Annotated in this window: 12 protein-coding genes; 4 read left to right on the top strand and 8 right to left on the bottom strand. The window is 67.1% G+C overall.

The annotated features are described in order from the left end of the window. Positions 1-8 precede the first annotated feature (8 nt). From ACSYAO_RS10135 to ACSYAO_RS10120, 4 genes are read left to right on the top strand one after another with little or no spacing between them, the layout of a single operon-like run. Entirely contained in the window at positions 9-542 is a 534-nt protein-coding gene (locus ACSYAO_RS10135) for a lipocalin family protein (RefSeq protein WP_076738930.1), read from the top strand. A 54-nt stretch (positions 543-596) separates the two neighbouring features. Further along, on the top strand, positions 597-1,145 hold the full coding sequence (locus tag ACSYAO_RS10130; RefSeq protein WP_224481980.1) for a GNAT family N-acetyltransferase: 549 nt from the start codon (positions 597-599) through the stop codon (positions 1,143-1,145). 30 nt (positions 1,146-1,175) lie between these two features. Next, positions 1,176-2,033, top strand: a complete 858-nt coding sequence (locus ACSYAO_RS10125; RefSeq protein WP_224119204.1) for a response regulator transcription factor — start codon at positions 1,176-1,178, stop codon at positions 2,031-2,033. Positions 2,034-2,035: 2 nt separating this feature from the next. Beyond that, positions 2,036-4,342, top strand: coding sequence for an ATP-binding protein (locus ACSYAO_RS10120; protein ID WP_076738929.1), 2,307 nt, complete (start codon positions 2,036-2,038; stop codon positions 4,340-4,342). Here ACSYAO_RS10120 and ACSYAO_RS10115 read toward each other — a convergent pair whose 3' ends face one another. The 8 genes from ACSYAO_RS10115 to ACSYAO_RS10080 form a co-directional block, all read right to left on the bottom strand. Then, positions 4,343-5,098 carry a SapC family protein gene (locus ACSYAO_RS10115; RefSeq protein WP_005409617.1) on the bottom strand — a complete coding sequence of 252 codons (756 nt, stop codon included), beginning with the start codon at positions 5,096-5,098 and terminating at the stop codon, positions 4,343-4,345. It lies immediately after the preceding gene. A gap of 110 nt (positions 5,099-5,208) precedes the next feature. After that, positions 5,209-5,481, bottom strand: a complete 273-nt coding sequence (locus tag ACSYAO_RS10110) for a hypothetical protein (protein ID WP_005409616.1) — start codon at positions 5,479-5,481, stop codon at positions 5,209-5,211. Positions 5,482-5,732: 251 nt separating this feature from the next. Further along, a complete protein-coding gene (gene fusA / locus ACSYAO_RS10105) occupies positions 5,733-7,769 on the bottom strand; it encodes an elongation factor G (protein ID WP_060380914.1) in 2,037 nt (678 codons plus the stop codon). A 468-nt stretch (positions 7,770-8,237) separates the two neighbouring features. After that, positions 8,238-8,987, bottom strand: coding sequence for a hypothetical protein (locus ACSYAO_RS10100; protein ID WP_076738928.1), 750 nt, complete (start codon positions 8,985-8,987; stop codon positions 8,238-8,240). 64 nt (positions 8,988-9,051) lie between these two features. After that, the gene (locus tag ACSYAO_RS10095) at positions 9,052-9,813 is read right to left on the bottom strand and encodes a heme ABC transporter ATP-binding protein (protein WP_076738927.1); all 762 of its coding nucleotides are present in this window, start codon (positions 9,811-9,813) and stop codon (positions 9,052-9,054) included. Further along, on the bottom strand, positions 9,810-10,853 hold the full coding sequence (locus ACSYAO_RS10090; RefSeq protein WP_076738926.1) for a FecCD family ABC transporter permease: 1,044 nt from the start codon (positions 10,851-10,853) through the stop codon (positions 9,810-9,812). The genes ACSYAO_RS10095 and ACSYAO_RS10090 overlap by 4 nt, the downstream gene beginning before the upstream one ends. Continuing rightward, positions 10,850-11,899, bottom strand: coding sequence for a heme/hemin ABC transporter substrate-binding protein (locus ACSYAO_RS10085; protein WP_060380375.1), 1,050 nt, complete (start codon positions 11,897-11,899; stop codon positions 10,850-10,852). Before ACSYAO_RS10085 ends, ACSYAO_RS10090 begins: the two co-directional genes overlap by 4 nt. A gap of 51 nt (positions 11,900-11,950) precedes the next feature. Beyond that, positions 11,951-13,327, bottom strand: coding sequence for a YncE family protein (locus ACSYAO_RS10080; protein ID WP_076738925.1), 1,377 nt, complete (start codon positions 13,325-13,327; stop codon positions 11,951-11,953). Positions 13,328-13,345 lie beyond the last annotated feature (18 nt).

Genomic DNA, 13,345 nt, shown 5'->3' with positions numbered 1-13,345 from the left:
GGTGCCCCATGAGCATGTTCTCGCTGCTTCCGCTGATCGCAGTCGGCCTGTTCGGCTCAGGCTGCTCCTCCAGCGACACCCGGCCGCTTCCGCGTGCGCCGTCGGTGGATGTGCCACGCTTCATCGGCGACTGGTACGTGATCGCCCATATTCCGTCCTGGCCCGAACGCGATGCCTACGATGCGGTGGAAAGTTATGCCTTGAAGCCCGACGGGCGCATCCAGACCACCTTCACCTATCGCAAGGGCAGCTTCGATGCGCCGCAGAAGTCGATGCACCCCGTCGGCCGTGTCGAGAAGGAAGGCAATGGCGCGATCTGGGGCATGCAGTTCATCTGGCCGATCCAGGCCGAGTACGTGATCGCCTGGCGGGATGACGACTACCGCCAGACCATCGTGGCGCGCAGCAAGCGCGACTATGTCTGGTACATGGCGCGTACGCCGCAGGTGTCCGACGGCGACTACCAGAAAGCCGTGCAGCGCATCGCCGAAATGGGCTACGACATCCGCCGGCTGCGGCGCGTGCCGCAATCCATCCGGTAGTGCGTGGCAACAACGACCCGATTGCGCCCTGCGTCATGCATCACCCGGCAGAGGATGCCAGAATTCCCGGACAGACCTGAGCCGGGGATCAGCACGATGGGCAGCCACGCAGAAGCGACATGGAACGGGCTTGAAGTGCGGCAGATCCGTGCGAGCGACCTGGATGTGATCTGTGCCCACCGCGAAGCCATGTTCCGCGAGAGTGGGCGGACCGAGGAGGTCCTGCGGGCGATGGCGGCTCCTTTCCGTGCCTGGCTGGCGCCGCGCCTGGCCTCGGGCGAGTACTTCGGCCATGTTCTTGCAGACCAGGGCAGAACCATCGCCGGCATTGGCCTGATGCTGATCGACTGGCCACCCCACCCTGCCCATCCGGAACAGGGCTGCCGCGGCTACGTCCTCAACGTGTATGTGGAACCGGAGTACCGCCGCCGGGGCATCGCCCGGAAGCTGATGGTCCTGGCAGACCACGCCTTCGCCGAGCGTGGCGCCACCTACGCGGTCCTGCATGCCACCGCGCAAGGGAAGCCGCTGTACGCCGACCTTGGCTGGGCCGGAACCAGCGAGATGGCACGCAGCCTGCGCGACGAGGGGCGAACGCCCTGAAGTCGATCCCGGCCGGTGCGGATCGGTGGCATGCCGCACCGGAAGCTTCCCGATGACATCCACGCCAAGCGCCATCACGCTTGCGGAAACGGCTTGTTTCCGCCCTGGCAATCCATCCCGCCAATGGATAGCCCCGAATCGATGGATAAAGCGCATCGATTCTTAGGAATAATCGCAAAAATCAAGCATTTTCGATGTTCGCCGCGACAGCAGCGCCAGAATGGTCATCACGCCCCATGGGCGCCGATCACCTCCCTGCGCATGAATGGACCTCCTGCCCCGCGCCCGCTGCGACTGGCACTACTGGACGACCACGAAGTCGTCCGTCGCGGCACTGCCCTGCACCTCTCCCGCGACGCCCGCTTCCGTATCGTCGCCAGCCACGCCCGCAGCGACGAACTCATCGACAGCCTCCAGCAGATGCGGGTGGATGTCGCGATCATCGATCTGACCCTGGCCCGCGACGATCGCAGCGCGTCCGAGCTGACCCCGCTGCTGCGCGAGCACTTTCCTCGCGTCACCCTGCTCGCTTTTGCGACCCTTTCACCCTCGATCCACATCAACCAGCTCATCGCCACGGGTGTCAGCGGCGTGGTCAGCAAGGCCGAACCACTGCCGATGCTCGCGGACGCGATCGTGCGGGTATCGCAGGGCCTTCCGCGACTGCCACCCGACTGCACGCTGCCGGGAGACTGCGAAGAGCTCAGCCGCAACGAGCGCGAAGTACTGGAGCTCCTGCTGGCGGGCCTGACCGTTTCGGAAATCGCGCTCCGCCGCCATCGCAGCATCAAGACCGTCAGCACACAGAAGGTTGCGGCCCTGCGCAAGCTCAGGCTGCGCAACGATGCCGAGATCTACGCCATGCGGCAGCAGCTGGAATCACCGTGAAGATGCGCGATCGAATGCGTACATCCACCCTCCTGCTGTTGGCGCTCATCCTGCTTCCCGCCGCGTCGGCCGAGGATGCGTCATCACTTGAATGGGGGCCGGGGCGCGAAGTCCGGGTGGCGACCACGCCGTCGCTGCACCCGGTACCCGCTGCACTCGCTGGCGGCACGACGTTGCCAAGCCTGGCCCATGGCTACGCCAATCTGGTTGCACGGCGTTCGCAGCTGCAGTTCCAGGAGCACCAGCATCCCAGCACCGGCGCATCGGTGGCTGCCGTCTGCAGACGCGAAGCGGATCTGGTACTGGTGATTGGCAACCACCTGCAGCCACCCTGCCCCGGCCTGGTGGCATCCAGCACGTTCCGCGGTGGCAAGACGATGCTCGCCGGCCGCAGCGGCGAACGCCTGCCACGCGATATCACGGAACTGGACCACCAGGTCCTGGCCGTGCTCGAAGGGGGGCCGTATGCGGGATGGCTGGCCGCGCGCCATCCGCACGTCCGCCTGCTACACCTGGCCGATCGGCACGCCACGCTGGCAGCTGTTGAAAACGGCACCGCCGATCTGGCAATCGGCCTGGAAACGACCCTGCGGCCCCTGATCCGTCGGCATTTCGCCGGGCACTTGCACCTGCAGCCTTTCGACAGCGATTTCTCCACCGACCTGCACCTGCTTGCGCGCCACGAAGATCGCCAGCTGCTGGAGCGCATCGAGCGGGCATTGCACGACATTACGCTGGAGGAACATGCCGGCCTGTTGCAGCTATGGGCCCAACAGGCGGCCCCCGCCTCGCTGGAGCACGTCCTGGACTGGATGCGTCAGCTGCCCCCGCAGTGGCTGCCGGCCCTGGCTGCCGCATTGGCAGTCGCCCCGTTCCTGTGGCATGCCTGGCACAGGCGCCTGCGTGCTGAAGGCCGTGCCCGCGCCCGCGCGATTGGCATGTTGAGCCACGAGGTGCGCAATTCGGCCCAGGCAGTCCTTGCCTCGATCGACCTGCTCAGCCAGCCGTCGGCGCCCATGGGGCAGCGAGAAGCGCTGGCGGCTGCACATGCCGCGGGCTCCTCGCTGCGCAACCTGCTCAACCGCTCGCTGGAGTTCTCACGCCTGGCCAGCGGCACCTTCAAGCCGCACGTAGAACCTTGCGACATTGCACGACTCTGCCGCCAATCGCTGGATGCAATTCGTCCCCAGGCTCGGCAGCGCGGGCTGGCGCTTCGCTTCGACTGCCTCCCCGAGCCCTGCCCCATTGTCGCCATCGATCCGGAAGGACTGCGCCAGATCATCGACAACCTGCTGGGAAACGCACTCAAGTTCACCGACGTCGGCGGCATCGAGCTGCGCCTTCAACTGACGCCAGGCAACCACCCTCGTGAGCTCATGCTGGATGTGATCGACAGCGGAATCGGCATCACTGCAGAGCAACTCACCGTGCTGTTCCAGCCATTCCAGCAGGGCGGAGACGGCAAGGAGCGCGGAGGCAGCGGATTGGGACTGATGATCGCGCATGCGCTTGCCCGCGCAATGGGCGGCAACCTGTCAGTACACAGCGTCCCCGGGCGCGGCAGTCGCTTCACCCTGCGCCTGCCGGTACGCCCCGCCAAGGCCAAGGTCACGTCAACCGCCAGCGCCGGCGCGGGAACGCCGCTGGGCGGGGTTGAGCTGCTGCTGGTGGAGGACCACGCCCTCAATCGCCGGGTCATCAGCGAGCAGCTGCGCCGCCTGGGTGCCGATGTACACGCGTCTGGCGACGCCGCCAGCGCGCTTGCCGAGCAGGCCGTGAGACCGCGCAGCGTGATCCTGCTCGACATCGGGCTCGGGGACATGGATGGCTATGCGCTGGCCATGCAGTTGCGCAGGCAGGCGCGCGCCCCGCTGCGACTGATCGCGCTGTCGGCACGCCGTGATCGTCGGCATGTGGCGCGCTGCCGGAAAGCAGGGTTCGACGCCACCCTGACCAAGCCACTACAGCTTGAGTCACTGCTGCGGGCGCTGGAGCTGCCGGCGACCGGACAGGCCATCGCAACGGGCACAGCCGCAGGCGACCCCGACTACATCACGGACATCGGCCACGAGCTGCTGCGGATCGAACAGGCCATCGATGACGCCAGTGCCACTGACCTATGCCATCACGCGCATCGGCTTCAGGGGGCCCTGCAGATATACGGGGCTGCCGCAGAGGCGGACACGGCGGGCGACCTGTGGGAGCTGGGTCGCGACGCCACACCCGACTGGGCCGATGCGCGACGCCTGTTGCGCGTCCTTCAGCAATGGCATGGCTCCCGCGCTGCGGAAGCCATGCCCGGGGCCTGATCAGGCCGCCAGACGCTCGACCTGGCGACGGGTCAGGTCGTTGAAGCGACCCAGCGACATCAGATGCTGGTGGATCAGCGCCAGCCAACCACTGCGATGCCACTCGATCACAGTGGCTTCCGGCAGCGCGACGAACTTCTCGACGTCGACGACCTGGAAACCATTGAGGTTGAATTCACGGCCATCCGGGGTACGCACGGTGGCGTTGCGCTCGACCAGCAGGCCGTTGTCGATCAGGGCCTTGGAGAAGGCCTGGGTCTGTTCGTGCTCACGGGTGAACTGGCCACAGAACTCCAGCGCCTGCTGCACCATGTCGGTGGCCTTGCCATCGACGAACAGCGGCTGGCCTTCGTCACCGCCCTTGACCACGCGCGAGCTCTCTTCGTCGATGCCCAGCAGGAAATCATTGTCCGAGCCGGTGTCGATGAAGATGAAGGGGTGGCGACGCAGGTAGGCCGGGATATAGGCCTCGTCTTCCCACAGGCCATCCTTGATGAACAGGTTCTGGTCGGATACGCCAACGGCAGCCATCGGCACTGCGGTCGGGCCAGCGAAGAGGATCGGGAAGTGGTGCAGCGCCAGCGAGAACTCGCCGAGCACCAGCGGAATGGCGTTGTTGCCCGCGGCAAACTCGAGCCTGCCCGGCAGGATGCGCAGGTCGGCGTGCACATCGGCCTGCAGCGGCACCGGACGGGTGTAGAACAGGGGGGCGTTGCTCGGCGCCGCTTCGGTGGTGGTGTCGCTGGTGGTGGTCATCTTGGGAACCGTTCGATCATGCGCGCCTGCCATCCCGGGCGCGCCAGCGGGAACAACCTGAATCCCGCATTATCAACAAGCTCGATGACAACGGCCACCCCATCGTCGGCCTATTTCAGCTGCAGGGGGTACCGCTGCCAGAGCACATGGACCAGGAAACCGGCCAGTTCGGTGTCACGCGCGCTGACCGCTGCGCGGATCTTGTCCAGCAGCACCATGTCCGAACAGGAGCGCACATCCGCGTGGTTGGCCTGCCCTGCCCGGCGCGCGCGGTAGCGCGCGGCCCGTTGCGCGTCACTCATGGCGTACCCGAACTTGGGCGGACGGCCGCGCTTTCGCGGCAGGGTCAGCTCCAGGGTTCCGGGGTCTTTGTCATCACGCATGAGAAGGGTGCGGGCGGCGGCGAGCAACGGGGGGTGCGCAATTTATCGTGAGGCATCACTTTAATCCAGCTTTTTCTGCAGTTTTGTTGCGATGCAATGCAAAAAAATCGCATCCCGAGGGCCCCATCCACGCATGGCGTGGATCTACTGCAGAGCTCGCGACCCGATCGCCCTGTAGATCACGCCATGCGTGGATGCGCGCCCCGAACACAAAAAAGGGGCGCCCGCGAACGGGCTCCCCCCACCTTTCCTCATGCAGCGCGTACCGGCTCGTAGCCGTGCAGGTGCGCCTCGCTACTCGCCCGCCCCTGGCTGAGCGAACGCAACGACGTGGTGTAACCCACCAGCTGCGCCAATGGCGCAAAACCACTGACCTCAGCGCGACCGTCCTGGTCCTCGATGCGGGCGATGCGACCGTGGCGCCGGTTGAGGTCGCCGACCACATCGCCCACCGACGCCGATGGCGAATGCACCGTCACCGCCATCACCGGTTCCAGCAACTGCGTGCCACCTTCAGCCAGCGCGGCCTTGATCGCCTCGGCACCCGCGCGATGGAACGCCATCTCCGAAGAGTCCTTGGCATGGGTCTGGCCATCGACAAGACTGACCTCGATGCCGACCACCGGATGACCCTGCGGCCCTTCCGACAGCGCGGCACGTACGCCCTTCTCCACCGCAGCGATGAAGCTGCGCGGCACCACGCCACCGACGATGCGGTCGTTGAACACCACCTTGTCATCCTCGCGCGGCGACACATCCAGCACCACGTGCGCGAACTGGCCCTGGCCACCGGTCTGCTTGACCAGCCGCCCGACGACGCCGGTCATCGCACGCAGCGGCGTCTCCTGGTAGGCCACGCGTGGCGCACCTACGCCCACGTCGACCTTCCATTCGCTGCGCAGGCGCTCGACCATCACCTCCAGGTGCAGCTCGCCCATGCCCCAGACCAGGGTTTCCGCCGTGTCGCGATCGGTTTCGACGCGGAACGACGGATCTTCCTGGGCCAAGCTGGCCAGGCCCTGCGCCATCCTGATCAGGTCGGCCGCACGCGCCGGCTCCAGGCGCCACGCCAGCACCGGCGCCTGGGCCTGGATGTTCTCCAGGCGCAGCGGCTGCGCACGGCCGCTCAGCGTTTCGCCACTGACCGCATCCTTCCAGCCCAGCACCGCGACAATGTCACCGGCCACGGCCTGCTCGATGTCGTGGGTCTGGTCGGCCTGCACCCGCACCAGCCGGCTGACACGCCGTCCCTGTGGGTGCTGCGAGCTGGCCACCGCGTCGCCCACCTTCAAGGTCCCCGAGTACAGCCGCACGAAGCTCAGCGCGCCGTGTTGCTGGTGGGTGATCTTGAACAGCAGGCCCGCCAGCGGACCGTCCGGATCCGGCGGCAGCACCACCTCGCCGCTCTCGCTTTCGGCGGTCACGGCAGGGCGATCCAGCGGCGACGGCAGGTAATCGACCACGGCATCGAGCAGCGTCTCGATACCCTTGTCCTTGAACGCAGCACCGGCCAGCACGGGCACGCCCGCACCCGCCAGCGTCGCCCGGCGGATCGCCGCGCGCAGCTGTTCGGCATCGATCACGCGACCTTCCAGCCAGGCATCGGCCAGTTGTTCATCGTGATCGGCCACGGCCTCGACCAGCGCATCGCGCTGAGCCTGCCACTGCGCGCGTGCCGCGTCGTCCCACGGGGCCACCGTGGTTGCGGCGCCATCCTGCCACTGCAGCACGCGCTCATCGACCAGGTCGACCCAGCCATTGAAGCCGCTTTCGCTGCCCAACGGCACGCCCAACGCCCACGGTCGCGCCTGCAGTTTGTCCTGCAGCTGCTCCAGCACGCGCTCGAACGAAGCACCGACGCGGTCCATCTTGTTGACGAAGGCGATCAGCGGCACGCGATGGCGACGCGCCTGGCGCCATACCGTCTCGGACTGCGGCTGCACGCCGTCCACGGCCGAGAACACGGCCACGGCACCGTCGAGCACGCGCAGTGAACGTTCGACTTCGATGGCGAAGTCGATATGGCCGGGGGTGTCGATCAGGGTCAGCCGATGCGACGGCAGGTCACGTGGCGCCCACTGCGCCTGCACGGCGGCAGCGCCGATGGTGATGCCGCGTTCGCGCTCGATCGCCGAGAAATCGGTGGTCGCATTGCCGTCGTGCACTTCGCCGACGCGGTGGATCTCGCCGCTTTTCCACAGCAGGCGTTCGGTCAGCGTGGTCTTGCCGGCGTCGATGTGGGCAATGATGCCGAGGTTGCGACGGCGGGAAAGGACGTGGGTGTTCATAAAGAGGTTCCTGCAAAGCCAACTTCAGGGGCCGCACACCCCGGTTGGCGACAGGGTGCGCGGCTAGCGTTCGGTCTCGGCGATCTGGTGCATGGCACGTTCTCCTTCGCAGTACTGGGTAGAGTCGAGTAGGTAGCGTCGACTGGGTAGCGTCGACTGGGTAGAGTCGACTGTTAGTCGACTAATGAGAAACAAAAACAAAAAGAGCGCCCCGGAGGGCGCTCTGTCGAAGGTCCAGCGATGACCGCTTCAACGGCCTCGTGGGGCTCCAGGCAGACACGCCCGTTCCGCGCTTGCGCGGGTCAGGGTGAAAAACTTCAGGAGCGGCATCCGGTTCATGGGGCGCATTCTAGACCTGCCAATCTGGCGCGCAAGTGAATATTGCACACAATAATAGAACGATGAGGCCGACCGACATCGGGGTCGGATCCCTTTGCCCAAAGCAAAGGGCTCTGCCCCTGCCATGTCCTACTTGCAGTCGTGCAGCTTGCGCGCCTCACCCACGGTCGCCGCCTGGTCGTCGCCCATCGAGATCCACCCCTTCAGCGACGTCGCCGGGTCCATGTGCGGCAGCCGTGCGCCACCTTGGATCAGCACTTCGGTCCAGCTCCCCACCGGCGCCAGCTCGGACAGGCGTGCCGCCTGATCGTCCTCGGTACTGAACATGTCGTCCGGGCCCGCCGGAGGCGTGGTATTCACGGTTTCCGTCTTGTGGGTCCGGACCCGAAGTGCACCGTCCGGCAGCCGCTGGGTGATCACCTCGTATCGCTCAACACCATACGCCCAGCTGCTTTCGCCAACGCTGCGGGTCTCGCTGCCGTCATCGGCCACGGCCACCACCTCGCCGGCCGGCCCGATGACGCCCGCGACAGCCCCCAGGCCTGACATCAGCGCCTGATAGACGATCATCTGCCGCTGTTCGGAGGTCAACGCACCGGCCTTGAGCTTGGTCGCAGGAATCTTCAGGTACGCCGTCTCCCTGCACAGCACCAGCACCTGCTGGTCGTCCCAGCTCACCGACATTTCCTCGTTGGCGAAGTACTGCGTCTTCATCGACGTCACAGCGGCACCGTCGCTATTGGAATGTCGGGTCTCGATCAGCGAGGCGTTCTCGGCCGCGTCGGTCAGCGAAACCTGAGAGGTCGAAGCCGCATTGGCAGCGCAAGCGGAAGCAATCATTGCCGCGAGCAGCACGCTGCAGGTAACGGTGCGGAACATGGCATCAGTCCATTGAAGAAGACGAAGCAATCATGATACCCGGAGCAACCTGGCGGGCCCTCGCTCAGGTCACCACCACCAGCGGCACCCCGCGCCTTGGGTGCTCCAGCACCACCACATCCTGCTGGTAGACCCGCTGCAGGTTGTCTTCGGTCAGCACCTGCAGCGGCGTGCCATCGGCCGCCACCCTGCCCTGTTCCAGCAGCACGATGCGATCGGCGTAGCCAGCCGCCAGGTTCAGATCGTGCAGCACCACGATCACGCACGCACCAGCTTCGGCACTGGCACGCACGCTACGCAATGTGCGCTCCTGGTGGCGCAGGTCCAGCGCGGCGGTCGGCTCATCGAGCAGCAGCAGCGGCGTATCCTGCGCCAGCACACGCGCGAACGTGGTGCGGGCGGACTCGCCACCGGACAGCTGCTGCACCTCGCGCAGGCGCAGCGCCTGCAGTTCGGCGGCATCGATGGCCGCTTCCACCCGGGCTTCGTCCGTGACCGGGTCCGGCGGGTGTGGCAACCGGCCCATCGCCACCACCTCCTCTACGCTGAAGGCGAAACGAACGCCGTGCTCCTGCGGCATTACCGCGCGCTCGCGCGCCAGCGGCCCGGCCTTGTAGCTGGCCAGCGGTTTGCCCAACAGGCTCACCTCGCCCGCATCGGCGCGCAGGTCGCCGGCCGCTACCGCCAGCAAGGTGGACTTGCCTGCGCCGTTCGGGCCAACCAGCGCGGTCACCGTACCCGGCTCGAACGCGAGCGAGATGCCATGCAGGATCTCGCGCTGCTGGCGGCGCACCACCACCTCGTGCAGCTTCAGCAGTACGCTCATGGCGCCGCCTTGCGGCGCTGCTGCAGCACCAGCCAGAGGAAGAACGGCGCGCCCAGCGCGGCCGAGAACAAGCCCAGCGGAATCTCCGCCGGCGGATCGAGCGTGCGGGCCGCGGTGTCGGCCACCACGATCAGCAGCGCGCCCAGCAGGCCGGACAACGGCAGCAGCCAGCGATGCCCGGGGCCGACCAGCAGGCGCGCCACGTGCGGCACCACCAGGCCAACGAAACTGATCGAACCGGCAAAGGCCACCGCCGCGCCCACCAGCAGCGCACTGAACGCCACCAGGCGACGCCGCGTGCGGGTCACGTCCAGCCCGAGGTGCTGCGCCTGGCGTTCGCCCAGCGCCAGCATGTCCAGCGGCGTGGCCAACCGCTGCAACGCGAACACGCCGATGGCAAACAGGGGCACCACCGCCGCCACATCGGCCCAGTTGGCACGCGCCAGCGAGCCCATCTGCCAGAACACCAGCGACTGCAGTTCGCTTTCGCTGGCGATGTAGGTGAGGAAACCGATCAGCGCCGAGCAGAACGCGGCCATCGCGATGCCGACCAGCAGCAGCGTGGCATTGCCACTGCCTTTGCCGGGTCGCGCCAGCGCGTAGGTCAGGCCGATCGCCAGCGCACCGCCGGCGAATGCCGCTACAGGCACCAGCCAACCGGCTGCGCCCGCAGCGCCGAGAACAATGGCTGCGACTGCACCCAGCGCAGCACCCTGGCTGACACCGACGATGCCGGGGTCGGCCAGCGGATTGCCGAACAGGCCCTGCAGGCTGGCGCCGGCCATCGCCAATGACGCGCCGACCATCGCGCCCAACAGGGCACGCGGAATGCGCAGCTGCCAGACCACGGCCAGGTCGCGGCCGCTGACCGCCTGCGGATCGAGCAGCCCCAGCTTCACCGCCAACGCCTGCATCACCTCCAGCGGCGGCAGCCGCAGCGGGCCCACGGCGAACGAGGCCAGCACCGCACCCAGCAGTGCCAGCAACGCCACCAGCAACATCGTCCGCCCGCGACGGCGGCGCCGATCCGCTGGACTCATGCCTTCGGCAACGCCGCCAGGGCCTTGGCCAGCGCCAGCGCGCCCGCACCGGAACCGACACTGGTGTACTTCAGCTGCACGTCCGGCATCACCCAAACCCGATTGGCCTGCCCGGCCGGGGTCTGCTTCAGCGTCGGGTACGCCTTCCACAGGCCCTCGGCACCGCCGAACAGCTGCAGGTCATGCTCGGTCACCAGGATCACCTCCGGCGCTGCGGCGACCACGCCTTCATTGCTCAGCTGCGAGTAGTTCTTCACCCCCGCCTCGGTGCCGATGTTGACGCCGCCAGCCAGCGCGATCAGCTGCGCCGAGGCGCTGTCGGCACCGGCAACAGTCGGTGAGCCGCCAGCGCCGGTGGCCGACACGTGGATCAGTCGTGGCGCATGGCCCAGGCCCTTGCCAATCGCTGCAGCCTCGTCGAGCTGACGCTGCACCTGCGTGGCCAGTGCTTGCCCTGCCTCGGCCAGCCCTAGTGCAGCGGCGACCTTGCGCACCTTGTCCGGCGCCGGCTGCAGGTCATCGATGACCACCGCCGGCTCGCCCACTTCGCGCAGCTTCTTGGCCAGTTCGGTATGGCGGCGCAGGCTGTTGCCGAGGAACAGCGAGCCCTGCAGGCTCAGCACGCCCTCCACGCCAGTGGTTCGGTTGAACAGGAACTGGTGCGGCGCGGCCAGGCCGGCCTGGGTGGTGGTGTTGGTCGGCGCGGCAAATACCTGCTTGCCCAGCCCCAGTGCTTCGATCACCGCGATGACGTCGTCGCCACCGGCGATGATCCGGCTGGTGTCGGCCACTTCGATATCGGCGCCATCATCGGAATGCACCTTGGCCGGCAGCACCGCCTTCTGGCCGTGCACGGCCGGCATTTCGGCTCCTGCCACGCGCTGCCAGCCTACCGGCAGCACGGTTTCCGCAGCGGCCGCCGTTGCTGCGGGCGACTCGGCAGGCGTATTGGCATCAGAGGGAGCCGACGAGCCGCCACAGGCAGCCAACGCCAGCGAAACAGCGAACGGAAGCGCACACAGGCGCAGACGGGACGCGATGTTCATGCACATTCTCCTTGCTGGCAGGGCGACGCGCACGCCACCCTGCCCTGTGACTTACTGCTTCGGGGTGATGCGGGTGATGCGGTCACCCTTCGGGTCTTCAGCGCCGCGCGACTTGTTCACCGCGAACACGTTGCCCTTGCCATCGGCGCGGACGTGGTTCGGCAGCGTGCCGCCATCAAGATTGGCGACCACCTTGCCGTCACCGTTCACCACGGTGACCGTGCCAGCGCCACGGTTGCTGACGTAGGCGAGGCCGGAGGCATCATCGAAGGCGACGTTCAGCGCGCCGGCGCCGACCGGCACATCGTGCAGCACCTTGCCGGCGGCCACGTCGACGATCAGCAGGTTGTCGGTGCCCTGCGAGGCCACGTACAGGCGGTTGCGTGCCGCGTCGTAGGCCACGCCCGAGGCACTGATCGAATTGCCCAGATCGATGACCTTCTCGACCTTGCCGCTGGCCACATCGATCACCGCCGCTTCCGGGGTGCCGATGCTGACGGTGAACAGCTTGCCGCCCTTCTCATCCAGCACCAGGCTCATCGGGGTGAACTTGCCGTCGTCCACGCCGGATTCCAGCGTCACCTGCGGCAGTTCCTTGAAGGTCTTCGCATCGAACACCGACAGGTGGTCCTCGCCGGTGGCAGAAGCGAACACCTTGCCGCGCGTGCCGTCGACCACCACGTCGCGCGCGTGCGGCACGGCATCGACCGGGAACTGATGGACCAGCGACAGGTCCTTCTGGCGATAGACCGCGATGGAGTTCTGGCGGGTGTTGGTGACCCAGACATTGCCGTTGGCGTCATCCACGCCCACGCCGTAGACCGCGTACACCGCGCCATTGGTGCTGCCCGGCACTTGCGCCGGGGTGATCGCCTTGGTCACCTTCAGCGACTTCGGGTCCAGCTTCAGCAGCTGCGACTGGGTCACCGGCGGGCGACCCACCGCCGAGGTCACGAACACTGCGTTGCTGGCGGCGCTGTAGGCGGACTGGTACAGGCCCGGCACCAGCTTGTTGGACTGGGTGGCGAACTGCGCCTGGCCGGACAGCGGCAGCTGCGGCGAAACGCGCAGCTTCAGCACGGTGGCCGCAGCCGGTTGGCTGGCGCGCACCACCACCGGATGGGTGCCCGGCACCGCGTCGGCCGGAATGCTCAACTGGGCCTTGAAGTTGCCATCCGCGTCGACCACCAGCGGCTGCGCGTTGAGCACGCTGTCACCGCGCAGCAGGCTGACCTTCTGGCCCGGCACGAACCCACGGCCGACCACGTCGGCAGTGCTGCCGGGAACCACGTTCTCACCGCGTGAGACGACTTCACCCTTGAAGGTGGCGTTGGCCGGCTGGTCGAACACCGGCTGCGCGGTGGCGGTCACCGCCAGCAACAGGCCGGCGGCGAGAGAGGTGAGACGGAATGACGGACGGAACGACATGGAAGGCTCCTTGCACAC

It is taken from the genome of Stenotrophomonas sp. STK16_22 (genome assembly GCF_051984505.1).
GTDB lineage: Bacteria > Pseudomonadota > Gammaproteobacteria > Xanthomonadales > Xanthomonadaceae > Stenotrophomonas > Stenotrophomonas maltophilia_A.
Note: the sequence above shows the minus strand (reverse complement) of the source record. Positions and strands in the feature narration are given on the sequence as shown.